This is a genomic window from Sphingomonas psychrolutea (assembly GCF_014636175.1).
Lineage (GTDB): Bacteria > Pseudomonadota > Alphaproteobacteria > Sphingomonadales > Sphingomonadaceae > Sphingomonas > Sphingomonas psychrolutea.
In genome coordinates this window covers 73,768-95,501 of record NZ_BMDW01000012.1, presented here as the reverse complement: position 1 = coordinate 95,501, position 21,734 = coordinate 73,768, and the positions used below count along the sequence as shown (strand labels likewise).

Sequence of the window (21,734 nt, the reverse complement as noted above, 5' to 3'; positions counted from 1 at the left end):
GCTGGGTTGAGACAGTGGGCGGTCTGGTCGGGGAGTGCGGCGTCGGTCGCGGCGTGGCCGCTCGCCGGAATGGCGCAATCCGTCCCCGCTCCCGCGACTGCGCCCGCCGCCCCCGACTCTGCAGCCCCGTCGTCGCAGGCGGTGCTGGTCTATCCGGCGAGCTTCTTCGCCAGCAGCAATCCGGGGACCGCATTCGACATGATCCAGCGGCTGCCGGGCTTCACGCTCGATGTCGGCGATCTCGATTCGCGCGGGTTGGCCGGGGCAAGCGGCAATGTTTTGATCGACTGCAGTCGGCCCTCGTCGAAAAGCGACAATGTCGCCGATGTCCTCAATCGCACCACCGCAGTGAGCGTCGAGCGAATCGAGCTGATCCGCGGGGGCGTGCCCAGGATCGACATGCGCGGTCGCGCGGTCGTCGCCAATGTTATTTTGAAGCGCACGCCCAAGACCGAGATCGTCGCCGAAGGAAACGCCTTCGTCTATGACAATGGCGAGACCGGGCCATCGGGCAAGCTGTCTTACACCCGGCGCAACGGCGAGCGGGTGACCGAAGCATCGCTATACGCCTCCAACGATCGCGGCAACACCACCAGCGGCACGCGCGACCGCACCACGCCGGCGGGCACGGTGCTCCAGGCCGCCGCGCTCGACACCGTTGAACGCTATGGCAGTTATGATGCGCGCGGATCGATCCAGCGACCGCTGTTCGGTGGCAAGCTCCAGGCCAATGCCGTGCTCGATTACTTCCAGCAGCACGATACTCAGACCACCACGATCCTGGTCGGGAGCGGCGACGATGAACGCGTACGCGAGGCGAGCTATTATCCGAGTGGTGAGCTTGGCTTCACCTGGACACGCGAGCGGCCGCGCAGCACGTTCGAGCTGACCGGACTGCAACGCCTCAACCACAATACTTATCGGGGACGCTTCGACAGCGTTGGCAGCGAATCGCTCTTCGTCAGCCGCGCGACAGCGGGGGAAAGCGTGCTTCGCGCGACGGATACCTATCGTCCGGGCGGTGCCTGGACGTTTGAAGGTGGCGGGGAGATCGCGTACAATTTCCGCGACAGCCAAAGCGCCTTTGCCGCGGATGGCGTCGCGGTTCCGCTTCCCAATGCGTCGGTACGCGTCAGCGAAGTGCGCGGCGAAGGCTTTGCCCAAGCGGTTTGGAATCCGCAGCCGAAGCTGACGATCGACGCCACGATGCGCGTCGAACTCTCGCGAATCGGCCAGACCGGTGATGTCACACGCTCGCGAAACTTCCTCTTTCCCAAGCCGAAATTGCTGGTCACATGGCTGCCCAAGGAGGGACACCAACTCCGGCTGCGGCTCGAACAGGAAGTCGCCCAGCTCAATTTCGGTGATTTCGCAGCGTCGAGCGATCTCGCGCTTGGCACCATCTCGGGCGGCAATGCCGATCTGCGCCCGTCGCACTCGATCGCGGCGGAGGCGGTATATGAGCGCCGCTTCTGGAAGAAGGGCGTATTCGAACTGACCGCGCGGCATACCGAATTGTTCGATGTGATCGATTCGATCCCGCTCGCGGGCGGCTTCACCGCGACCGGCAATATCGGCCATGCCCGCTCGAATGTCGTGCGCGCTGCGTTGACGCTCCCGTTCGACAAACTCGGGCTGAAGGACGGGCTGCTGAAGCTCAATTCCGCCTACCGGCAATCAAGCGTGACCGATCCCTTAACCGGGATACCGCGGACCTTGGCATATCAGCAAAGGTTTGACTGCAATGTCGGCTTTACACAGGATGTGAAGGGCGGACGCTTCCAGTTCGGGTTTGAACACGGCTGTGACGTCGCGCGTGTCACCGGCTATCGCATCGATGAGGTACGGATCGGGCGCGCGCCGCCCTTCGCCTATGTCTATGGCCAGTGGAAACCCACGTCGGACCTGACACTCCGACTCGACCTCGGCCATCTCGTCAATGGCAGCAGCGCGACGCTGCGCGATGTCTATGACGGCCCGCGCACCGTGGCACCGCTCCTCTTCCGCGAGGAGCGCGCGACGCGGCGCGGGCGCTATGCGTATCTTCAGGTGCGCAAGGTTTTGTGACGCCGCCCGAACGGGTGGGAATTCCCCACCCGTTCGCCCCGAGCCTGTCGAAGGGCACCGTGCCAGAGGCACGCGGCAAGCATCTGGCACTGGCCCTTCGACAGGCTCAGGGTGAACGGGGGGAGGCAGGCGTTACCTCAGACTGCGCTCGCCTTGACGATCTTGCCGGGCGTACGCGGCGGCTCACCCTTAGGTAGCGCGTCGACATGCTCCATGCCCGACGTCACTTCGCCCCACACGGTATATTGATTGTCGAGGAAGCGGGCATCGTCGAGGCAGATGAAGAATTGGCTGTTGGCCGAATTCGGGCTCTGCGCGCGCGCCATCGACGCGACACCGCGGACGTGCGGCTCCTTGGAGAATTCCTGCGCGAGATTGGGCTTGTCCGATCCGTGCATGCCAGTGCCGGTCGGATCACCGCCCTGCGCCATGAAGCCCGCAATCACGCGGTGGAACACGACGCCATCGTAAAAGCCGTCATTGGCGAGCTCGGCGATCCGCGCGACATGGTTGGGGGCAAGATCGCCGCGCAGCTTGATGACGACGTCGCCGCCGCTATCCAAAGAAAGGGTAAGGGTTTCGGGTAGATCGGCCATCATGGCACTCCTGGCAAATGGGGGAAGTGCCGCCCTAGCGAGGCGGCGCGCGGCTGGCAAATCCACACTGGGTATCCGGCATTGGCTTTGTGACAGCGCGGCGCTACACCGCGCCACGCGCTTGGCTTTGGAGGTCCGAAATGAGCGAGACCGACCTTCCCGAACCCGAGATCGACACCACCCAGCTCGACGCGGATGACCGGCTGAAGCCCGAATTCGTCCGCGCCGTCCTCGATGCGGTCGATACGGGCGATGCCGAGGCGGCGCGGGCGCTGGTCGAACCGCTGCACCCGGCGGATATCGCCGATCTGTTCGAACTGACGCCGCGCGATTCGCGCGCGGCGCTCGCCACGGCCATCACCGATCTGCTCGACGGTGACGTGTTCGCCGAGATGAACGATTATGTCCGCGAGGATTTGATCGACGCGCTGTCGGCAACGCAAGTCGCCGACATCGCCTCCGAGCTCGACACCGACGATGCCGTCGCGATCATCGAGGATATGGAGCCCGCCGATCAGCGCGAAGTGCTCCGCGCGCTAGACCCCGACGATCGCGCTGCGATCGAGGAAGCGCTCTCCTATCCCGAGGAATCGGCTGGTCGCCTGATGCAGCGCGAGCTGATCGCGGTGCCCGAACATTGGTCGGTCGGCGACGTGCTCGATTATCTGCGCGGCCATGACGAACTGACGACTGATTTCTGGGAAATCTTCGTGGTCGATCCGGCGCACAAGCCAGTCGGCACGGTCGCCTTGTCCTGGGTGTTGCGCACCCCGCGCAGCATCGCCATCGCCGATGTGATGAAGCGCGAACAGACGCTGATCCCGGTCGACATGGATCAGGAAGAGGTCGCGCTGCGCTTCCAGAAATATGCGCTGATTTCCGCGGCGGTGGTCGATCCGGGCGGCCGGCTGGTCGGGATGATCACGGTCGACGATGTCGTCCACATCATTTCCGAAGAAGCCGGTGAGGACATTTTGCGCCTGTCGGGCGCGGGCGATGGCGACATTAACGAGCCGATCGCGTTGACGGTGCGCACGCGCGTGTTGTGGCTGGTGATCAACCTCGGCACCGCGATGCTCGCCGCCGCCGTCGTCGGCCTGTTCGAGACTGAAATCGCCAAGTTCGCCTTGCTCGCCGCGCTGATGGGGATCGTCTCGGGCATGGGCGGCAATGCCGGCACGCAGACGCTGGCGGTGGTCGTCCGCGCGATCGCCACCAACCAGCTGACCAGTTCCAATACGGTATGGATGATCGTGCGCGAATTCCGCATCGCGCTGGCAAACGGCATGGTGCTTGGCGTGTTGATCGGCCTTGGGACGATCCTGTTCTATCATAATGTGCCGCTTGGCATCGTGTTCGGGCTGGCGATCCTGATCAACAATCTGGTCGCGGGCCTGTCCGGGGTGTTGATTCCGGTGACGCTCGACCGGCTGGATGTCGATCCGGCGGTGTCGTCGGCGGTGTTCGTGACGATGATGACCGATTGCCTTGGTTTCTTTACGTTTCTCGGTCTGGCGGCGCTGGCGGGGCTTGGTTCCTGACGCGCGTCACCGCATATCCTTGCAATGCCGCTTCACCTGACCAAGGTCGCCTTTGGCGCGACCAGCCTCGATCACCTCGCAACGCGCTTGCGCGAGCGCAGCGCCGACGGGCCGGTGTTTCTCACGACGCGCTATTTGCCCAAGCGGCACGAAGAGATTTTGGGTGGCGGATCGTTGTTCTGGATCATCAAGCACACGCTCGTCGCGCGCTCGCCGATCCTGCAGTTTGGCGAGGCCGAGGGCGGGCGCGTCGCGATCCATATCGATCCCGCCTTGGTGCTGACCGAGGGACGCCCCAAGCGCGCGCATCAGGGCTGGCGCTATCTCGAGGCGGCGGATGCACCTGCTGATCTTGGCGACGGCGTGCTGGCGGGCGATGTGATGCCGGTCGGGCTGATCGGTAAGCTCGCCGCGCTTGGGCTTATTTGACCGGCGGCACTGCGATTGCGCCACAGCTGATCGGCCCGCCCGCCGCCGCCTTCACCTTGCACGCCGGCTTGCCGTAAATCGTGATCGCGCCGATTCCGGTGCTGATCGCGTCGGCGGTGTAGCGCGCCTGCGCCGCAATCGCGCCCGGACCTTCCAGCCGCACCGTCACCTCATCGCCGCGCAACGCGCCCGCATCGAGGCGGCCCGGCCCGCTGCCGATCAGCCGCACGCGCGCACCGCGCCCGCCGAGCGCCATCGTGGCCGGGCCGAGCAGCGTGGCATTGAGCTGGTCGGCATCGAGCGCGGCGATGGCAAGCCCGCCGCTGCCAGTGACTTGCAGGTCGATCCGCTGTCCGCGTAACGGCCCGTCGATTTGCACGGTTCCGCCGCCGATGACGGTTGCGCTGCGCAGCGTCAGCGTACCGAGATACACGATCGGCGCGCTCGGTTTGCCGATCACGGGGACTTCGGTCCAGCCTTTGGGTCCGGTGCTGACGATCAATGTGGTCCCCTCGACTCGGATCGAGACCGCATCGGCGGCACGGATCGTGCCCTCGATCCGTGCCGAGGGCGGGCGCCGCGTTGCCACGCGCACGTCGAACGGCCCGTCGACGCGCAACCGATCGAAGCTGGTGACGATGATGCTGCGCTCCGCCGCTTGAGCCGGGGTTGCGATCAGCAGGACGAGGAGTAGAGCACATTTCATGCCCCCGGCATCACCCCAATCGCGGCTTCAGGCAAGCCTTACCCGCCGCATTTCACCTCGCCCGATCCCATCTTGGTGATCGAACATTTGGCACCCTTGCCAAGATCGACATTGCCCGACCCCATCACCGATACCGTCGCCGCGCCGGTGACATCGCCGCGGACCCCGCCCGATCCCATCACCGCCACGGCGGCGGTGTTGGCCTTGACGCCGGATGCATCGACATCGCCCGACCCGGCAATGTCGATCGTCAGCCGCTCGGCGGTTCCTTTCAGCGTCATATCCCCCGAACCCGCCATCGACAGCTTGGCTTCGCGCACACCGAGCATCGCGATGTTCAGGCTGCCCGAACCGGCGGTGTCGCCGACGAAGCGCTCGCCCTCGACGCGGTCGATCGCCATGTCGCCCGATCCGGCGATCGTCGCGGCGGCAATGCGCGGCATCGTCACGAACACCTTCACATCGTCGCTATCGCCCCAGCTGAAGCCGCTCCGGTCTTTCCGCCCGATTCGCAACGTATCGCCGACGCGCTCGATCTTGAGTTTGTCGAGTTCCTTGCTTGGCCCCTCGGCGCGGACCGAGAAACCGGTGCCGACGCGGACATCGACATCGTCCGAGCCGCGCAGCGAGAGCGCGGTGAAATCGGCGACTGCGAAGGTTCGCGTCGTGCCACTACCCGATCCGGCGACACCCGGTCGCGACGCGTCGCTATCGACCGAGCATGCCGCCAACGGCACGATGAGAAGAAGCATGAGTGCGCGCATCAGAACCTCCTGTGTGTTGCTGCTACAATACACTGAATTGATCGGTATGCAAGACCGGGGGCGCACCCGTCAGGACTGGCATCCCCTCAGGCCACGCCCCGGATCACGAACCCAAGGAACAGCAGCGAGGCCGCGATCATCACGGCGGTTGCCGCCCATTCGAAGATCACCTGCTCACGCCCAATCGTCAACCGCCCCATCGCGCGCGGATTGCGAACGATCAGCATCATCACCACCATCAGCGGGCCGGCGAGGATGCCATTGACCACCGCCGCCCAATAGAGCGCGCGCGCCGGATCGATGCCGACCGCATTGAGCGACGAGCCGGCCAGCGTCGTCGCCGCGATCGTCCCATAAAAGAGCCGCGCCGATAGCGGCTTTGCGTCGAGGCTGCCGGCCACCCCCGCCATTTCCGTCACGGCATAGGCGGCCGATCCGGCCAGCACCGGCACCGCGAGCAGTCCCGTGCCAATCACCCCGACCGCAAACATCACGAAGGCGAACTGCCCCGCAATCGGCCGGAGTGCCTCGGCAGCTTGCGACGATGTCGTGATGTCGCGCACGCCACTGGCATGCAGCGTCGCCGCCGTTGCGAACACGATCGCGAGCGAGATCAGCGTGCTGAACGCCATGCCCGTCAGGGTATCGATCCGGATCCGCCGCAACTCGGGTCCGGCGGTCTTCGCAGTCAGGCACAGCGGTTTGGCATGGTGGCGATGCTGTTCTTCGATTTCCTGCCCCGCCTGCCAGAAGAACAGATACGGGCTGATCGTCGTGCCGAGGATCGCGACGAAGGCAGTGGCATAGGCAATATTGAATTGCAGCTCGGGGACGATGAGCGACCGTAGCGCGTGCGCCCACGGCACATGCGCCACCACCACCACCGCGACATAGGTGAACAGCGACAGCGTCGTCCATTTCAGGATCGCCGAATAGCGCGGGTAGCTCAGACCGACTTCCAGAACGATGCACAGGATGCCGAACAGCAGTGTGTAGAGCGCGCCATTGCCACCGATCAGCAGTTTCAGCGCCGCGCCCATCGCGCTCAGATCGGCGCCGAGATTGACGATGTTGGCGATCAGCAACAGCGTGACCATCACCCACAGGATCGGGCGCGGATAATGCCGCCTCAGATTGCGTGCGATGCCGGCCCCCGTGACGCGGCCAATCTCTGCGGCGATTTGCTGGATCGCCACCATCAGCGGGAAGCTGAGGACGAAGGTCCAGGCCAGGCCATAGCCGAATTCGGCACCGACCTGGCTATGCGTGCCGATTCCGCTCGGGTCGTCATCCGCTGCGCCGGTGATCAGGCCAGGCCCGAGCGACTTCAGGAAAGCCCGAAATCCGCGAACGGACTCGGGATCAGCGTCTTCTGGTTCGGCCACAGTGCGAATGTCGCACGCGCCGCGTCGCGTAGCAACGCGGCTACGTCGCGCACCTGCGAAAAGGGGCGACTGTCGCCAGCCGCCCCTTTTGGTACCTGGGATGATCTGCCAACCGGATCAGGCGGCAACCTTGTCCTTGTTATGGATCGCCGCAGCTTTGCGCAGAATGTCGAGGATCTTCTCCTGCGCGGTCGGCTCGTCGACTTGCTCCATCGCAGCAAGTTCGCGCGCGAGGCGGCTGGTCGCGCCTTCGAAGATCTGCCGCTCGGAATAGCTCTGCTCGGGCTGGTCCTCGGCACGGAACAGGTCGCGCACCACTTCGGCGATCGACACGAGGTCGCCCGAATTGATCTTCGCTTCATATTCCTGCGCACGGCGCGACCACATCGTGCGTTTCACGCGCGGCTTGCCGGTCAGCGTGTCGAGCGCTTCGCGCAGCGTCTTGTCGCTGCTGAGTTTGCGCATGCCGACGCTTTCGGCCTTGTTGGTCGGAACGCGCAGCGTCATGCGTTCTTTTTCGAAGCGCAGCACATAGAGTTCGAGCTGCATCCCGGCGATTTCCTGCCGTTGCAGTTCGATCACACGGCCAACGCCGTGCTTGGGGTAAACGACATAATCGCCGACGTCGAAGGACAGCGCCTTGGCAGCCATTCCGTAAGACCTTTCTGTGGACCGGGTATACCGGGGCAACGCACCTGCGGCAGCAAGGCTGCATCGGCGCGCGCGGGGTGTGGGTTGTGTACGTCTCCGTGCCGGAAAACGCGCATGGGATACGCTTCCGTCGGAGCCTGATTAACACAGTCGTAATAAAATTACCAGCGTCGCATGGCACGACGCGCGGCGGTAACGCTCAAATGCGTCTGGTTTGTTGCGGTTTGGTGGCCAGAAACGGGATTCTTTCTGCGCGGGCCGTCGGCAAAGCCGTCCGCGACCGACGCTGCGGCCTTGCCGCATCGGCGCGGTCGCGCCTGCGTCGGTCAGTCGCCCTTGCCGGGTTCTGCCGAGAAGAACTTGTCGAACTTGCCCTCCAGGCCCTTGAACGCGTCGGCATCCGCCGGGGTCTGGCCAGTGTTGCGCGTGACGTTGGGCCACTCGGCGGAATAAGCGGTGTTGACCTCGAGCCATTGCTCCAACCCGCTTTCGGTATCGGGCAGGATCGCCTCGGCCGGGCATTCGGGTTCGCACACGCCGCAATCGATGCACTCGCTGGGGTTGATCACCAGCATGTTCTCGCCTTCATAGAAGCAATCGACCGGGCATACCTCGACGCAGTCCATGTACTTGCACTTGATGCAGGCGTCGGTGACGACGTAGGTCATTGAAACACTCCTGGAGCAACGAACAGCGATGCTGCTATGCGCGGGCGCTGGCGGCGTCAACGCCCGCGCGGGGTCCGCGCGCATTTTCGATCAGGTCATCATAACAGCGCTGCGCCTCCTCACTGGGGCCACGCCGCACCGGCAAGGCGACGATCCGTAGCGCGCGAACCTGCCCGCCGGGGGTCGCAAAGGCGATCACGCAGCCGACCCGCACCGGCGTCGCCGCTTTGTCGACCGCGCGCCCGTCGATCCGCACATGCCCGCTTTCCGCCATGGCCTGCGCTTGCCCGCGCGTCTTGACGATCCGCGCAAAGCACAGGAACCGGTCGAGCCGGATCGTATCGCCCGCGCTAGATGCCAAAAGGTGCCGTCAGCGCCGCCAGCGCGGCGAACGCATTGTCCTTGGGCGGGGGCGTCACCGGTACGGGCGGCCGCCCCCGCCACGTCCAGCGCGGCGCATCATCGGGGCTTGCGGCCGGGCGGAAACCGAACCCCGCCATCAGCCGCTCGAGTGTCGGCCGTGTCAGTCCCATCGACAGCGCCAGCGCCGGGTCAAGCGCGAACGGCTTGCGGCCTTCGCGACCCCGCGCGTCGTGCGCGGCGCGCGCGATGCGCTCGATCAGATCGATCCGCACCGCCTGCCCGCCGACCGGGCGATAGCCGTGATCGAGCGTGGCGCCCGGCGCACCGCGCTCCAGCACCGTCGCGCCCGGTTGCGCCCCGACCGCGACCTGGCTGCCCTGTCGCGCCGCCAGTAACGCCCCCCGCCAGCGCGCAGGGCCGGGCTTCAGCACGCGCGGATCGAACAGGTCGAGCGCGCCGATCGTCACGCCCGCCGCGCGGAAAGCCTTGCGCGCCACCGGATCGAGCCCGTCGACCGCCAAGGCTATCTCCGCCCGCGAAACCAGCCCGGCTTGCGCGACCAACGCCGCGGCCACCGCGCGCGATGCAGGCGTGGCGGCAGGATCGCGCTGCACCGCATCGAGCACCACCAACCCCGGCAGCGCACGCTTGAGCTGCCCCGCCAGCCAATCGCGCAGCCGCGTCTCGATCCGCGCGCGGAGCTCGACCGTCAAGCAATCGAGCGCGCGGTCGAGCAAGACGCGGGGCCGCAGCACACTCGGCCCCGGCGCGAGCGTTGCGACCGCCAGATCCAGCCAGCGCAGCGTCGGCGCCGCGCCGGGCTCGGCGGTAAGCGCCAGATCGGCGTCCCCCGCCGCGACGAGCGCGCTTCCGCGCCGCGCGCGCTCGTCGCCCAGCCGCCGCTCGGCCGCCGCCAGTAACAAGCGTTTGTCCGCCGCGCGCGCATCGCCGGCGACGATAAAGCGAAACCCGTCGAGCCGCCCGATCGCATGATCCTCGACCAGCACTTCGCCCTCCGGCCCGATCACCACCGGCAGCGCGCGCGGATCGGCGCCGATCTGGCGCATCAGCAAGGTGGTACGCTTGTCGACGAAGCGCTGCGTCAGGCTCGCATGCAGTGCATCGGACAGCCGTTCCTCGACCGCCCCCGCGCGCGCCGCCCAATGCGCGGGATCGGCGAGCCAGTCGGCGCGGTTGGCGATATACGACCAGCTCCGCGCCGCCGCGATGCGGCCCGCAAGCGTCGCAACATCCCCCGCGACATTGTCGAGCCGCGCCAGCTCGGCGGCGAACCAGTCGTGCGGGACATGGCCCATGCCTTCGCTCAGATAACGGAACACCCGTTCGACGAAGCGCGTGTGCGGATCGACCCCCACTTTGCGGAAATCGGGCAGGCCACACGCTGCCCATAACCGCGCGACCATCGCCGGGGAGCGTGCGCGGTCACGCACCCAATCCTCGCTCGCCATTCGCTTCAACACCGCCAGATCGACCGCTTGCGGGGCCGCCCACAACACGCGGTGCGCTGGACGGGCTTCCAGACTGTCGATCAACGCCGCGATGCTGCTATAATCAGGCTCGCCCTGTCGCCAGTAAAGCTGTTCGAGCGGCGGGAAGCGGTGCTCCTCGATATTGAGCACTTCCTCCGGCGTGAACGCGCCCGGCCCTTCCTCGACCAGCGCGCCGAACGTCCCGTCGCGCTGATGCCGCCCGGCGCGCCCGGCAATCTGCGCCATTTCGGCGACGGTCAGGCGGCGCTGGCGACGGCCGTCGAATTTGTTGAGGCTGGCAAACGCGACATGCGCCACATCCATGTTGAGCCCCATGCCGATCGCGTCGGTCGCGACGAGATAATCGACCTCGCCCGCCTGGAACATCGCGACTTGCGCGTTGCGGGTGCGCGGCGAGAGCGCACCCATCACCACCGCCGCGCCGCCGCGCAAGCGCCGCAGCATCTCGGCGACCGCATAAACTTCCTCCGCACTGAACGCGACGATCGCCGAGCGTTTGGGCAAGCGGCTGATCTTCTTCGCGTCGGCGTAGGTCAGGGTGGAGAAACGCGGGCGGTTGATGATCTCGATCTTCGGCACGAGCGCCTTGAGCATCGGGCGCAGCGCCTCCGACCCCAGCAGCATCGTTTCGTCGCGCCCGCGCGCGCGGAGAATCCGGTCGGTGAAGACATGCCCGCGCTCGGGGTCCGCGCCCAATTGCGCCTCGTCGACCGCGACAAACGCCAGATCCTTCTCGAGCGGCATCGATTCGACCGTGCACAGGAACCAGCGCGCATCCTTGGGAACGATCTTTTCCTCGCCCGTAATCAGCGCGACACGGCTCGCCCCCTTGATCTTGACGACGCGGTCATAAACCTCGCGCGCCAGCAAACGCAGCGGGAAGCCGATCATTCCGCTCGAATGGCCGCACATCCGCTCGACCGCCAAATGCGTCTTGCCGGTGTTGGTCGGCCCGAGGACCGCGGTGACCTGATGCTCATCGTGGCGGTTCATGACTGACAAACATCGCGTGCCCGGGGCGCTGGTGCAACCGCTAAGGGTAAATACGCTCTGCCGCTCTGCATTAACCCTGTTAAAACACGGGGCTTACGGTCGGTTCCAACACCTTGCCGCAGCCTCGCAACGCTTCGCCGTGAGTGTGTCCTAACGGGACAGCGGTTAATTTGACTTTAGGCTTTGGCGGCCACAGTCGAGTGGCTCTACGCTGCGGGGCGGGACGGCAGCGGTTTTGAAATTTTTCGGGGGCACAAACGCCTTGTTCTTGCGTGACGATCATGGGTTCGAGCAAGCCGGAGGCACCGCCGCCGTGTCGTTCGGTCGCGCGTTCGTCCCGGTCGCGGAACTCGGCACGCTCGACAGGCTGCGGGCCGCAGCAATGCGGATCGACTGGGTGCCCGATCTCGGATCGCGCATCGGCTCGCTTGAGTGGTGGCGCGGGGCAGCGACCTGTGCCGCCTTGTGCGCCACGGCAGTCGTACTCGCACCCCCCATCGCCTACCCTATTCTCGGTTCTGCGCCTGCCCCGCTCAGCGGCAGCGACCGTGATGAAGCGCGCGCGCAGGCGATCGCGCCGCTTGCCTGGGGTGCCGATACCGGCCGCCACATGGCCGCGAACGATCTTGTGGTTCCGCTCGCCGAAGCGCCCGAACGCCCGATCGAGGAACGTACCGCGACGATCGGGCATGGCGACAGCCTCGGTGCCGTCCTGCAACGCGCCGGGCTCTCCGAACGTGATGCGCAGGATGCGGTCGTGTTGATCGCGGGCGCGGTGCCGCTGGGCGATCTGACGGCGGGCAAGCAAATCCCGATGACGCTCGGCCGTCGCCCGAACAAGACCGTCGCGCGTCCGCTCGAAGCGCTCGCGCTACGCGCGCGTTTCGATCTCGAACTGTCGCTGAAGCGCGTCGGCGACACTCTCGTGCTTAGCCGCCAAGTGATCGCGATCGACAATACCCCCTTACGCATTCAGGGTCTGGTCGGCAGCAGCCTGTATCGTTCGGCACGCGCCGCGGGCATCCCGGCCAAGGTCGTCGAAAGCTATATCCGCGCGATCAACAGCAAATTCGCAATCGGGCAGATCGGCTCCGGCGACCGCTACGATTTCGTGATCGACCGCAAACGCGCTGCCACGGGCGAGACCCAGATCGGCAATCTGCTCTTCGCCGGGCTCGATCACGGCAGCAAAAAAACGCAATTGGTGCAGTGGAATGACGGCACCTGGTATGAAGCAACCGGCCAGGCCGAGCGTCAGGGCACCTTCACCATGCCGGTGTCGATGGCGCGCGTAACGTCGTCCTTTGGCATGCGCTTCCACCCGCTGCTCGGCTTCACGCGGATGCACAAAGGGATCGATATCGGCACGCCGTGGGGCACCCCGATCCACGCCCCCGCCGACGGCACGATCGTCTATGCCGGGCGCAGTGGCGGCTATGGCAATTACATCAAGATGGCGCATGGCGGCAATATCGTGACGTGCTACGGCCATCTCAGCCGCTTCGCGTCACGCTCGGGCCAGCGTGTTTCGCGTGGGCAAATCATCGGTTATTCGGGCAATAGCGGCCTGTCGACCGGCCCGCATCTGCATTGGGAAGTGCTGCGCGGCGGCGTTGCGGTCAACCCGCGCGGCTTCTCCTTCTCGAGCATCGCGACGCTTTCGGGCGAGCAATTGCGCGCGTTCAAGGCGAAGGTGGCGGGGCTGCTGGCGGTTAAGCCGGGGGCGTAAGCATGCACTTTCGGTGCCGTTAGCGCTTCAATCCCAAGAAGGTTGGTTCGCGCGGAGACGCGGAGACGCGGAGATCACCCAGCCCTGAGGTTGGCAGACTTTACGAACGACGATGCAGGATCGATCTGTGCTGTATTGAGGGCTGCCGCCCTCTTCCTTCTTCTCCGCGTCTCCGCGCGAACCAAGCTTCTTCTTTTGATTCGCGTCCTTCGCGTGCGAAACCCTACCGCCCCTGCGAGCGCCACCGTTTCAGCGTGCGCGCGATGATCTCGCCTTCGCCGCCGGTCTCGCGCCACAATTGCGAGAAGACCGGATCGTCCGACGCCGGACGCTTGTCATCGTCCAGCGCATCGAACGAGACGCGGATCGGAATCGCCACGCCCTCGCCGCAAATGATGCACTCGCGGTTGCGCAAAGCTGGGATCGCATCGAGGAATCCACGCGCGCCCTCGGGCATCGCCGCGCGGACGAACGCCTGGTCGCGATCGTTGTTGAGGCGCATCGCGATGATCGTGCCGCACTGCGACAGCACGCCTTCCGCCAGATCGGACGGACGCTGCGTGATCAGGCCGAGCGAGACGCCATATTTGCGGCCTTCCTTGGCGATTCGGCTGAGGATCCGCCCGACGCTCGATGCGCCACCCCCGGCACTGTCGCTGCCGGCCGGGATGTAGCGATGCGCTTCCTCGCACACGAGCAGGATCGGGCGCTGCGCCTCGCCGCGCGACCAGATCGCGAAATCGAACACCATTCGGCTCAATACGGCAACGACCACCGACGTGATCTCGGACGGCACGCCCGACACGTCGATGATCGAGATCGGTTTGCCGTCGCCGGGCAAGCGGAAGATGCGTTCAAGGAACGCCGCCATCGTATCGGCAACCAGCATGCCGGAAAACATGAAGCCATAGCGCGGATCGGCCTTGATCTCTTCGATCTTGGTCTTCAGCCGCAGATAGGGCGCGGTGTCGCCCGCGCGGTCCATCTTGCCCATTTCGAGCTGGATCAAATTGGTCAGGTCGCTCAGCAGATACGGGATCGGCGCGTCGACCGTCAGTTTGGTAATTTCCTGCCCCAACCGGCTTTTCCCCTTGGCAAGCAAGAGGCATTTGGCGAGGATGTCGGCATCGATTTGCTTTTCGGAACCCGCGGAGGTGACGAACACCTCGCAATGCTCCTCAAAATTCATCAGCCAATACGGCATTTGCAGATTGCCGACATCGTAGATCGCGCCATTGCTTTTGAACGCGGCGGCATATTCGCCATGCGGATCGATCATCACGATATGCCCTTGCGGGCTGAGTTCGCAAATACGGTGCAGGATCAAGGCAGCCGCAGTCGATTTGCCAGTACCGGTCGAACCAAGCAGTGCGAAATGCTTGCCGAGCATCGCATCGACATAGAGCGCGGCACGGATATCCTTGGTCGGATAGACCGTGCCGATCTCGATATTGGCGCGGTCGTCGGCGGCGTAGATCTGTTTCAGATCGGCGGTCGAAACCGGATAGACCGCGCAACCGGGGGTCGGATAGCGCGTGACGCCGCGGCGGAAGTGGTAGAGCTTGCCGGTCAGCTTCTCCTCGTCGCCTTCGCCGAGAAAATCGACGTGCGCGGCGATGCGGTCGTCATGCCCGTCGACCATTTTCAGCGACCGGATATTGGCGATCAACCACGTGCCGCCGACGCGCATCTTGATCTGGCTGCCGACCGAACCGGCGCTGGCGATGACCGGATCGGCATGCGACAGCGTCGTATCGAGCGCTTGCGGATCGAGCATCACCATGCTGCTCGATCCGGCGATTTCGAACACCATGCCGATACAGGTTGCCGTCGCCAGCGGTGCGGCGTGTGCAAAAACCTGGGCACCCTGCATTTCGGTCATTCGTGGTATCCGCCCCGTTTATCAGGGAAGTGCTATGGCGGAGCACCGGTAAAGATTGGGTGTCAGACGATGTGCGCCGGCAAGGCGGGTGCCTCAATCAAAAGCGCCGCGCGATCTGCCCCGCTGCCCAGCCGAACAAGACCGATAGCGCCACCGCGACCAACCCGTACAGGATCGCATGGCGATCGGCTGAGCGCGCGACGAAGCGTTCGAAGCCCGATTTGCGAATCTCGATGTCGCGGGTCGCCGCTGCCAGCACACGTCCGTCGCGGATCAGGAAGGTTTCGGCGGTAAAGCGTCCGACCGGTACGCGCGCCGGAATCTGCACGCGCGCGCGGTAGAGCACGCCGTCGGTAATCTCGACCGCGCCTGGGGCCTCGACATAGAGCCCGGAGCGGGCCTTGAGCTCGACCAGCCCACGCGCGAAGCGGTCCTGCTCGGTCAGCGGTGCGTTCGACGCCGGGGAAAGCTGCAGGCTCGATACGCCGAGTTCGTAAATCGCGCGGGTGCGGGCATCGAGCATCTGTTCGATCGGCTTGGACGATGCGATCGCGTAGAAACTGGGGGCGGAGCGATAGCGCAGGCGACTGGCATTGACCCAGATCAGCCCGCCCAATTTGTCCTTCTCGCGCACCAGAATTGATTGCGTCGGTCCTTTGACCACCACCACGATATCGGTCGGCTTGTCATCGTTGGGCAAGCGCCCCTGCGGATACAGAATCGCGCCGAACAGCAACAGGTTTGCGCCGGTGAAGCTGTACTGAATCTCGATATCGCGCTGCGACACGTCGGGGACGAGCACCGGTTTGACCGTTGGCCGGGGGGCCGATTGCCCCATCAGCAAGGGTGCCAGCAGCAGCGGCAGCCACCCCCGCCTCACCCGTCGTTCTCCTGCGAAGGCAGGAGCCCAGAGCCACAAACAACCCATCACGACAGCTCGACCGAATAAATCTCATCGGGCCGCCAGCCGAGGCCAAGCGCGATTCGCCCTGCGACCAACAACACGATCACCGCGAGCGCGAGGCGCAGATATTCGGGCTTGGCCTTGCTCGCCAGCCGCGCGCCGACTTGCGCGCCCGCGACCGATCCGAGCAGCAGCAGCGCTGCCAGCACGATGTCGACCGCCTTGGTCGTCGTGGCATGGATCATCGTCGCCATTGCGGTAACGAACAGCGTCTGGAACAGCGACGTGCCGACCACGACTTGCGTCGTCATGCCGAGCAGATAGAGCATCGCCGGCACCAGGATGAACCCGCCACCGATGCCGAGCAGGATGGTCAAGATCCCCACCCCGAAACCGAGGATCAGCGGCGCGAGCGGCGAGATGTACAGGCCTGATCGGTAGAAGCGCGTCCGTAAGGGGAGCGAGGCGACCAGCGGATGGTGGCGGCGTTTGCGCGCTTTGGGCGGCTCGCCGCTGCGCTGCCGCCGGATTTCCCCCCAAGATTCGCTCGCCATCAGCGCGCCGATCGACCCCAGCAGCAGCACATAGATGACCGCGATCACGGTATCGATTTGCCCGCTCGCTTGGAGCAGCCGGAAAATCCACCCGCCCAACACCGATCCGACCAGTCCGCCCGCGACCAGCACGCCGCCCATTTTGAAATCCACGCCCTTGCGCCGGACATGCGCGAACACGCCCGAGACGCTCGCGCCGGTCACTTGGCTCGCGGCAGACGCAGCGGCGACGGTCGGCGGGATGCCATAGACGATCAGCAACGGCGTGGTGAGAAATCCACCGCCCACGCCGAACATCCCCGACAGCAGCCCGACGCCACCCCCCAGCAACACGATGACAAGCGCGTTGACCGAAAGATTGGCGATGGGCAGGTAGATGTCCATTGCGGTGCAGCGTTACCGCGTTGCGTGGCGGATCGCAAAGCGTGTCTGCGTTTTTCACCGACGGTTGCATTTGGCGCGACTCTCGCTTAAACGGCGCGCTTCTCACGCGTGTACAGAGGAACTGCCCGGCCGGTATGGGCTGCCGAGGCCGTTCATACTCGCCCGCGATAACGAAAGGACGAAAATGCCCAAACTCAAGACGAAGAGCGGCGTCAAGAAACGCTTCAAGCTCACCGCGACCGGCCTGCTCAAGCATGGCGTTGCGGGCAAGCGCCACCGGCTGATGAGCCATAACAGCAAGTACATCCGCCAGAACCGTGGCACGAAATTGCTGTCCAAGGCCGACACGGCCACCGTTAAGGCGTGGGCGCCTTACGGTCTCGGCTGAATCGGAGGACTGATTAAATGGCACGCGTAAAACGGGGTGTAACCACCCACGCAAAACACAAGCGGATCCTCAATCTGGCGAAGGGCTATTATGGCCGTCGCAAGAACACGATCCGCATCGCCCGTCAGGCCGTCGAAAAGGCCGGACAATATGCTTATCGCGATCGCAAGGTCCGCAAGCGCAACTTCCGCGCGCTGTGGATTCAGCGCATCAACGCCGCTGTCCGCGCCGAGGGTCTCACCTACGGCGTGTTCATGCACGGCCTGAAGCTCGCCGGCGTCCAGCTCGACCGCAAGGTCCTGGCCGATCTGGCGATGCACGAAGCTGGCGCCTTTAGCGGCATCATCGCGCAGGCAAAGGCGGCTCTGCCCCAGGCCGCCTGAGGCGACCTGCGAGCGACCGAAATCGGGGCGCGGATGGTCTAGGCCATCCGCGCCCTTTTCGTTATCGGCCACGGTGCAACGAACGGGAATGCGATGACCGACCTCGACCAGATGAAAACCGACCTGCTCGCCGCGATCGATTCGGCTGCGACGCTCGATGCGCTGGAGGCGGTCCGCGTGTCTGCGCTCGGTAAGGCGGGCAGCGTCACCGCACTCCTGAAGACGCTGGGCGGCATGTCGCCCGACGAGCGGCAAGTACAGGGACCCCGCATCCAGGGCCTGCGCGAGGCGGTCACCACGGCCATCGCCACGCGCAAGGCATCCCTCGACCGCGCCGAGCTCGACGCGCGCCTCGCCAGCGAAACGCTCGACATGACGCTCCCCGCCGCTGCCGCCCCGCAGGGGTCGGTCCACCCGGTCAGCCAGGTGATGGACGAGCTCGCCGAAATCTTCGCCGATCTCGGCTTCGCGGTCGCGACTGGCCCCGAGATCGAGGATCAGTGGCACAATTTCACCGCGCTCAACATGCCCGAAAGCCACCCCGCGCGGGCGATGCACGACACCTTCTATCTTTCTCCCTCTCCCCTCCGGGGAGAGGGCCGGGGAGAGGGGGCGTCTGCATCAGTTGGTGTCCTCGGCGACCCAGCACAGCCCCTCTCCCCGACCCTCTCCCTTGAAGGGGAGAGGGAGATGTATGTCCTGCGCACGCACACCAGCCCCGTCCAGATCCGCACCATGATGGGCCAGCAACCCCCGATCCGCATCATCGCACCGGGCCGCGTCTATCGCTCGGACTGGGACGCCACGCACACGCCGATGTTCCATCAGATCGAGGGGCTGGTAATCGACAAGGGCATCACGCTCGGCCATCTCAAATGGACGCTCGAGACGTTCCTGAAAGCGTTTTTCGAGCGCGACGATATCGTGCTGCGGCTGCGTCCGAGCTATTTCCCCTTCACCGAACCCTCGGCCGAAGTCGATGTCGGCTGGACGATGGAAAAGGGCCGCCGCACGCTCGGCGGCTCGGAAGGCTGGATGGAATTGCTCGGCAGCGGCATGGTCCACCCGCGCGTGATCGCGGCGTGCGGGCTCGATCCCAACGAATGGCAGGGCTTCGCCTTCGGCGTCGGGGTCGATCGGCTGGCGATGCTCAAATACGGCATGGATGATTTGCGCCCCTTCTTCGAAGGCGATGCGCGTTGGCTCAAGCATTACGGCTTCTCCGCGCTCGACGTGCCCACATTGAGCCAGGGAGTCGGCGCATGACGCCGCCCCGCCCCCATCGTCACCCCAGCGCAGGCTGGGGTCTCCCCGTTGGCGCGCGGTCGCCAAGCCCCACAACGACCCCAGCCTCCGCTGGGGTGACGGATGATATGAAATGAAGACCACGCTTGGCTGGCTCAAAGAGCATATCGACACCGACGCCACGCTCGACACCATTGTCGAGACGCTGACCCGCATCGGCCTCGAAGTGGAGGGGGTCGAGAACCCCGGCGCCGCGCTCGCCGCGTTCAAGGTCGCGCGCGTGCTCAGCGCCGCGCCGCACCCGCAGGCCGACAAGCTGCAAGTGCTCTCGATCGATGCCGGGGACGGCCCGCTGCAAGTCGTCTGCGGCGCGCCCAATGCCCGCGCGGGCATGCTCGGCGTGTTCGGCCCGGCCGGCGCGGTCGTGCCCTCGAACGGCATGGTGCTGAAGGTTGCGGCCATTCGCGGCGTCGAATCGAACGGCATGATGTGCAGCGCGCGCGAACTCGAAGTGGGCGAGGGGCATGACGGCATCATCGAATTGCCCGCCGATGCGCCCGTCGGCATGGCCTATCCCGATTATGCCGCGCTGAACGATCCGGTGATCGACATCAACGTGCTCCCCAACCGGCCTGATTGCATGGGGGTCCGCGGCATCGCGCGCGATCTTGCCGCGGCGGGCCTCGGAACGCTCAAGCCGCTGGACGCGGTCTATCGCATGGCGACGCTCGACCCGGTCGATGGCCCGGACGCCGCGCCGCAGGTCCGCACCGACGATCCCGAGGGCTGTCCGTCGTTCTTCGCGCAAGCCGTTTCGGGCGTGACCAACGGTCCAGCCCCGGCATGGATGAGCAGCAAGCTTGCCGCAATCGGCCAGAAACCGATTTCCGTGCTGGTCGACATCACCAATTTCCTGTCGATCGATCTCGGTCGCCCACTGCACGTCTATGACCGCGCCAAGCTGTTCGGCCCGCTCGTCGCGCGTCGCGCGGCGGTTGGCGAGAGTGTGCTCGCGCTCAACGGCAAGACCTATCCGCTCGATCCGTCGATGACGGTGATCGCCGACGATAGCGCGGTGCACGATATCGGCGGTATCATGGGCGGCGAGCATTCGAGCGTGTCGGAGTCGACCACCGACGTGCTGATCGAATGCGCCTTCTTCGATCCCGATCACATTGCCCGCGCCGGCCAGAAACTCGCCCTGACCAGCGACGCGCGCCAGCGTTTCGAGCGCGGCGTCGATCCCGCGTTCCTCGACACCGGCCTGGCGATCGCGACCTGGCTGGTGACCGAACATTGCGGCGGCACCACCAGCGTGATCACGCGGGCGGGCCAGCCGCCGCTGGGTGACAAGGTTGTTGTCTACGAACCCAATCTCGCGGAGACGCTTGGCGGCCTGAAAATTCCTCATGATCGGCAATTGGCGATCCTAGAAAGCCTAGGTTTCAAAGTCGCGTTCGACTGGCACGTCATGGTTCCAACGTGGCGCCGCGATATCGACGGCCCCGCCGATCTGGTCGAGGAAGTGATCCGGATCGAGGGCATCGACCGCGTCCCCGCAACGCCGCTGCCCCGCACCCCCGGCGTGGCCAAGCCGACCGCGACGCCCGCCCAAGCGCTCGAAAGCCGCGTCCGCCGCGCCGCCGCCGCGCGGGGGCTGAACGAAGCGATCACCTGGAGCTTCCTGTCCGACGCGCAAGCCGCAGCAATCGGCGGCGGCGCATGGAGCCTCGCCAATCCGATCAGCGAGGAATTGAAGGTCATGCGCCCGTCGCTGCTGCCCGGCCTGTTCGCCGCAGCCGAGCGCAACATGAAGCGCGGCGCGCCCGGCGTGCGGCTGTTCGAACTCGGTCGGCGCTATCTGGCCGAGGGCGAGCGCGCGACGCTCGGCGTGGTGCTGGCAGGCGAGAACCGCCCGCGCGGCTGGCAGGACGGCAAGGCGACCGCCTTCACCGCCTTCGATGCCAAGGCCGAGGCGCTGGCATTACTGGCGGCGGCAGGCGCACCGGTCGATAACCTTCAGGTCATGGGCGAGGCAGGCAACGCCTGGCACCCCGGCCAATCGGGCACGCTGCGGCTTGGGCCCAAGACGGTGCTCGCGGCGTTCGGCATGGTCCACCCACTCACGCTGCGCGCGTTCGATCTCGACGGTCCGGTCGCCGCGGTCGAACTTTACCTCGATGCGCTTCCGGCCAAGCGAGCGACGAGCTTCGCCCGCGCTGCCTATGCGCCGCCCGTGCTGCAGGCGGTCCGTCGCGATTTCGCCTTCCTCGTCCCCGAAGCGCTCGCGGCGGATACGTTGGTGCGCGCAGTGAAGGGGGCCGACAAAGCCAGCATCGTTGCCGCGCGGTTGTTCGATGTCTTTGTCGGCACCGGCGTCGAACCCGGCCATAAGAGCCTCGGCGTCGAAATCACGCTGCAACCCGGCGAGAAGAGCTTCACCGAAGCGGATTTGAAGGCCGTGGCGGACAAGGTCGTCGCGGCGGCCACCAAGCTGGGCGCGAGTTTGCGGGGATAGGCACCAGCGCGGCCCGCTTTCCCACCCCGGCGAACGCCGGGGCCAGCGGGACAGGGCTTGGTAACGATGCGCA

General features: G+C 65.5%; 19 protein-coding genes. 8 read left to right on the top strand and 11 right to left on the bottom strand.

The features are described 5' to 3' along the window. Window positions 1-6: 6 nt before the first annotated feature. Window positions 7-2,067, top strand: coding sequence for a TonB-dependent receptor domain-containing protein (locus IEV62_RS11155; protein ID WP_188447432.1), 2,061 nt, complete (start codon window positions 7-9; stop codon window positions 2,065-2,067). A gap of 137 nt (window positions 2,068-2,204) precedes the next feature. Here the strand turns inward: IEV62_RS11155 and IEV62_RS11150 are convergent, their stop codons facing one another. Next, window positions 2,205-2,663: a peptidylprolyl isomerase gene (locus tag IEV62_RS11150; RefSeq protein ID WP_188447486.1), complete on the bottom strand. Its 459-nt coding sequence runs from the start codon at window positions 2,661-2,663 to the stop codon at window positions 2,205-2,207. Window positions 2,664-2,803: 140 nt separating this feature from the next. On the opposite strand from IEV62_RS11150, the gene mgtE reads away from it, so the two are divergent. Beyond that, the gene (gene mgtE / locus IEV62_RS11145; RefSeq protein ID WP_188447430.1) at window positions 2,804-4,204 is read left to right on the top strand and encodes a magnesium transporter; all 1,401 of its coding nucleotides are present in this window, start codon (window positions 2,804-2,806) and stop codon (window positions 4,202-4,204) included. Window positions 4,205-4,228: 24 nt separating this feature from the next. Beyond that, window positions 4,229-4,633, top strand: coding sequence for a DUF1489 family protein (locus IEV62_RS11140; protein ID WP_188447428.1), 405 nt, complete (start codon window positions 4,229-4,231; stop codon window positions 4,631-4,633). Here IEV62_RS11140 and IEV62_RS11135 read toward each other — a convergent pair. The 7 genes from IEV62_RS11135 to IEV62_RS11105 form a co-directional block, all read right to left on the bottom strand. Beyond that, complete coding sequence (locus tag IEV62_RS11135) at window positions 4,626-5,339, bottom strand: GIN domain-containing protein (RefSeq protein ID WP_188447426.1); 714 nt, start codon at window positions 5,337-5,339, stop codon at window positions 4,626-4,628. The genes IEV62_RS11140 and IEV62_RS11135 overlap by 8 nt on opposite strands. 38 nt (window positions 5,340-5,377) lie before the next feature. Then, window positions 5,378-6,103 (bottom strand): head GIN domain-containing protein, encoded by a 726-nt coding sequence (locus IEV62_RS11130; protein ID WP_188447424.1) that lies wholly within the window; start codon window positions 6,101-6,103, stop codon window positions 5,378-5,380. Between the two features lie 86 nt (window positions 6,104-6,189). After that, entirely contained in the window at window positions 6,190-7,488 is a 1,299-nt protein-coding gene (locus IEV62_RS11125; protein WP_188447422.1) for an NRAMP family divalent metal transporter, read from the bottom strand. A gap of 117 nt (window positions 7,489-7,605) precedes the next feature. Continuing rightward, complete coding sequence (locus IEV62_RS11120; protein ID WP_188447420.1) at window positions 7,606-8,139, bottom strand: CarD family transcriptional regulator; 534 nt, start codon at window positions 8,137-8,139, stop codon at window positions 7,606-7,608. 326 nt (window positions 8,140-8,465) lie between these two features. Beyond that, entirely contained in the window at window positions 8,466-8,807 is a 342-nt protein-coding gene (fdxA, locus tag IEV62_RS11115; protein WP_188447418.1) for a ferredoxin FdxA, read from the bottom strand. Between the two features lie 34 nt (window positions 8,808-8,841). Next, window positions 8,842-9,168, bottom strand: a complete 327-nt coding sequence (locus IEV62_RS11110; RefSeq protein WP_188447416.1) for an RNA-binding S4 domain-containing protein — start codon at window positions 9,166-9,168, stop codon at window positions 8,842-8,844. Continuing rightward, window positions 9,158-11,674: a helicase-related protein gene (locus IEV62_RS11105; protein WP_188447414.1), complete on the bottom strand. Its 2,517-nt coding sequence runs from the start codon at window positions 11,672-11,674 to the stop codon at window positions 9,158-9,160. The genes IEV62_RS11110 and IEV62_RS11105 overlap by 11 nt, the downstream gene beginning before the upstream one ends. A 262-nt stretch (window positions 11,675-11,936) precedes the next feature. On the opposite strand from IEV62_RS11105, the gene IEV62_RS11100 reads away from it, so the two are divergent. Further along, window positions 11,937-13,403 carry a M23 family metallopeptidase gene (locus IEV62_RS11100; RefSeq protein ID WP_188447484.1) on the top strand — a complete coding sequence of 489 codons (1,467 nt, stop codon included), beginning with the start codon at window positions 11,937-11,939 and terminating at the stop codon, window positions 13,401-13,403. A gap of 223 nt (window positions 13,404-13,626) precedes the next feature. Here IEV62_RS11100 and IEV62_RS11095 read toward each other — a convergent pair whose 3' ends face one another. The 3 genes from IEV62_RS11095 to IEV62_RS11085 all read right to left on the bottom strand — a co-directional run bounded on the left by IEV62_RS11095 (window position 13,627) and on the right by IEV62_RS11085 (window position 17,127). Continuing rightward, window positions 13,627-15,285 carry an ATP-binding protein gene (locus IEV62_RS11095; RefSeq protein WP_188447412.1) on the bottom strand — a complete coding sequence of 553 codons (1,659 nt, stop codon included), beginning with the start codon at window positions 15,283-15,285 and terminating at the stop codon, window positions 13,627-13,629. Window positions 15,286-15,382: 97 nt separating this feature from the next. Continuing rightward, the gene (locus IEV62_RS11090; RefSeq protein WP_373868585.1) at window positions 15,383-16,123 is read right to left on the bottom strand and encodes a TIGR02186 family protein; all 741 of its coding nucleotides are present in this window, start codon (window positions 16,121-16,123) and stop codon (window positions 15,383-15,385) included. Between the two features lie 89 nt (window positions 16,124-16,212). Beyond that, entirely contained in the window at window positions 16,213-17,127 is a 915-nt protein-coding gene (locus IEV62_RS11085; RefSeq protein ID WP_188447408.1) for a sulfite exporter TauE/SafE family protein, read from the bottom strand. A 184-nt stretch (window positions 17,128-17,311) separates the two neighbouring features. Between IEV62_RS11085 and rpmI the strand changes: the two genes are divergently transcribed. From rpmI to pheT, 4 genes are all read left to right on the top strand, one after another. Further along, on the top strand, window positions 17,312-17,515 hold the full coding sequence (gene rpmI / locus IEV62_RS11080) for a 50S ribosomal protein L35 (protein ID WP_010184218.1): 204 nt from the start codon (window positions 17,312-17,314) through the stop codon (window positions 17,513-17,515). Window positions 17,516-17,532: 17 nt separating this feature from the next. Continuing rightward, window positions 17,533-17,898, top strand: coding sequence for a 50S ribosomal protein L20 (gene rplT, locus IEV62_RS11075; RefSeq protein WP_176497693.1), 366 nt, complete (start codon window positions 17,533-17,535; stop codon window positions 17,896-17,898). Window positions 17,899-17,991: 93 nt separating this feature from the next. Further along, entirely contained in the window at window positions 17,992-19,164 is a 1,173-nt protein-coding gene (pheS, locus tag IEV62_RS11070; protein WP_188447407.1) for a phenylalanine--tRNA ligase subunit alpha, read from the top strand. 112 nt (window positions 19,165-19,276) lie between these two features. Then, window positions 19,277-21,661, top strand: coding sequence for a phenylalanine--tRNA ligase subunit beta (gene pheT, locus IEV62_RS11065; protein ID WP_188447404.1), 2,385 nt, complete (start codon window positions 19,277-19,279; stop codon window positions 21,659-21,661). Window positions 21,662-21,734: the final 73 nt, after the last annotated feature.

What these genes read in the sequence shown, in the direction of transcription:
- IEV62_RS11150 (WP_188447486.1), bottom strand. Translation starts at nt 2,663, where the DNA reads ATGGCCGATCTACCCGAAACCCTTACCCTTTCTTTGGATAGCGGCGGC.
- mgtE (WP_188447430.1), top strand. Translation starts at nt 2,804, where the DNA reads ATGAGCGAGACCGACCTTCCCGAACCCGAGATCGACACCACCCAGCTC.
- IEV62_RS11140 (WP_188447428.1), top strand. Translation starts at nt 4,229, where the DNA reads ATGCCGCTTCACCTGACCAAGGTCGCCTTTGGCGCGACCAGCCTCGAT.
- IEV62_RS11135 (WP_188447426.1), bottom strand. Translation starts at nt 5,339, where the DNA reads ATGAAATGTGCTCTACTCCTCGTCCTGCTGATCGCAACCCCGGCTCAA.
- IEV62_RS11130 (WP_188447424.1), bottom strand. Translation starts at nt 6,103, where the DNA reads ATGCGCGCACTCATGCTTCTTCTCATCGTGCCGTTGGCGGCATGCTCG.
- IEV62_RS11120 (WP_188447420.1), bottom strand. Translation starts at nt 8,139, where the DNA reads ATGGCTGCCAAGGCGCTGTCCTTCGACGTCGGCGATTATGTCGTTTAC.
- fdxA (WP_188447418.1), bottom strand. Translation starts at nt 8,807, where the DNA reads ATGACCTACGTCGTCACCGACGCCTGCATCAAGTGCAAGTACATGGAC.
- IEV62_RS11105 (WP_188447414.1), bottom strand. Translation starts at nt 11,674, where the DNA reads ATGAACCGCCACGATGAGCATCAGGTCACCGCGGTCCTCGGGCCGACC.
- IEV62_RS11095 (WP_188447412.1), bottom strand. Translation starts at nt 15,285, where the DNA reads ATGACCGAAATGCAGGGTGCCCAGGTTTTTGCACACGCCGCACCGCTG.
- IEV62_RS11090 (WP_373868585.1), bottom strand. Translation starts at nt 16,123, where the DNA reads ATGGGGCAATCGGCCCCCCGGCCAACGGTCAAACCGGTGCTCGTCCCC.
- IEV62_RS11085 (WP_188447408.1), bottom strand. Translation starts at nt 17,127, where the DNA reads ATGGACATCTACCTGCCCATCGCCAATCTTTCGGTCAACGCGCTTGTC.
- rpmI (WP_010184218.1), top strand. Translation starts at nt 17,312, where the DNA reads ATGCCCAAACTCAAGACGAAGAGCGGCGTCAAGAAACGCTTCAAGCTC.
- rplT (WP_176497693.1), top strand. Translation starts at nt 17,533, where the DNA reads ATGGCACGCGTAAAACGGGGTGTAACCACCCACGCAAAACACAAGCGG.
- pheS (WP_188447407.1), top strand. Translation starts at nt 17,992, where the DNA reads ATGACCGACCTCGACCAGATGAAAACCGACCTGCTCGCCGCGATCGAT.
- pheT (WP_188447404.1), top strand. Translation starts at nt 19,277, where the DNA reads ATGAAGACCACGCTTGGCTGGCTCAAAGAGCATATCGACACCGACGCC.